The sequence below is a fragment of the Vibrio sp. Vb0667 genome (assembly GCF_033391095.1).
In genome coordinates this window covers 1-1495 of sequence record NZ_JAWPOL010000155.1, presented here as the reverse complement: position 1 = coordinate 1495, position 1495 = coordinate 1, and the positions used below count along the sequence as shown (strand labels likewise).

The following is a 1495-nucleotide window of genomic DNA, read 5'->3' as shown; positions in this document are numbered from 1 at the left end:
ATGATGACGATGGTCGAAGAATAGAATTAGAGTAAAGCTCATACCTGGTATCTAGATTTTGTTTTTCTATGAAACTCTTTTCTTTCTGTGAGTAAGGATTTTTCGCTTTCAAATCAAGGAATATACCTTGATAACGCCACCCCTTACGGCGAAGTTCACTCACCGATTGCTCTCCACTTAGTAGCTTTCTTCCATACCTATCTCTGACTGTCACAATAACTTTGGTATTGTCCGGTTGCTCATCATATCCGTACCATATTAATGCCTCGGATTTTTCACCCAATATAAATGGGTCATCGTTTGGGATATTTGAGCATTGAACAACGGTAAACGTTTGGTTCTCTCTGTCTTTTTTGTCGCGTTGGTGAGATAAGTATTTTAAGCCAGCAACAGGTTTGAGTTTGTAATTGTAAGCGGCAGAATCATATTCAAAGTACGAGTCATCGTAATGTGGATACATGGCTTTTTCAAACCAATCCCCGCTTGGGTTATCGACAAATTTAATCTCTGGTTCAGCATGACTTTCAACAAAAGAAGGCGTGTATTGATAGGTCACTTCAAAGAGATGCTCTTCCATGTCCGGCTTGGTAAGTGAATCAAAAGCTCGCCCCACAGATTTCTTGATTTTGTTAATCGAGTCAGGATGAGTTAAATAGATTTCAATTAAACCATGCCCTGCAATGTCTGCTGTGCTTGGCGCTATAACGGTATTCGGTACAGGGACAGAGCCAATTCCCGTTAGTTGCAGGCCATTAATAACAAGGTCAGAGGTTGATAAAATATAGTCACTATCAGGGGTTAATGTTGGCGAGGCCGGCGCAATATGAACCACGTGAATATTATCAGCGTCGTATCCTAATTGAGAAACAACATACTTGTAAGATTGGTTCACCCATAAGTTTCCTTGCGAGTGAGCAATATAAATTAGCTTTTTGCCTTTCCATGTATTGGAATCATTGATGAGTTTATGCTGCATCTGAGTTTTTTCAGTATCAGGTGAATCAATCGAAGTACTCAAGAGCTGCAAAAACTCACGAATCATCGTATTCATACCTTGGCTGACAAGGTCAGAAACAAACCCTTTAAACCATGAAAAAGTCGCACTAATTTTTTGGATGATGGAACTGTCCTGACGTCCGCTAACGATTTCCCAAAACGCTTCCCATCGGTCAAATTGCTTCTGCCCCAACTCTTGTGTTCTTTGATCAAAAGTTTCAGCAAAATCAGCTAAGACATTCAAACCGTTACTTTCAATGTAAGAGTCATTGTAGAACAGTTGATATTCAACTGGCTCACCGTTGAATTGCTTGATACCAAGGGTTGATTCTATTTTCTTCTGCCCTTGTTTAGCTCCTTTTAGTGTCGTAGCTACACCATTAAAAAAGCCGATTGTGTAGCCTTCAATATCGCAGGAATTGGCACTGACATGCGCGGGGAATATCGTGAAAATCAAAAGGGCACCTGTTAGCTTATTCACAGTATTGCTCCTCAGCAG

Annotated in this window: 1 protein-coding gene; it reads right to left on the bottom strand. The window is 40.5% G+C overall.

The features are described from left to right. Positions 1–1477: hypothetical protein (locus tag R8269_RS24200; protein WP_318222775.1), on the bottom strand; the 1477-nt coding region annotated here is incomplete at its 3' end. Positions 1478–1495 lie beyond the last annotated feature (18 nt).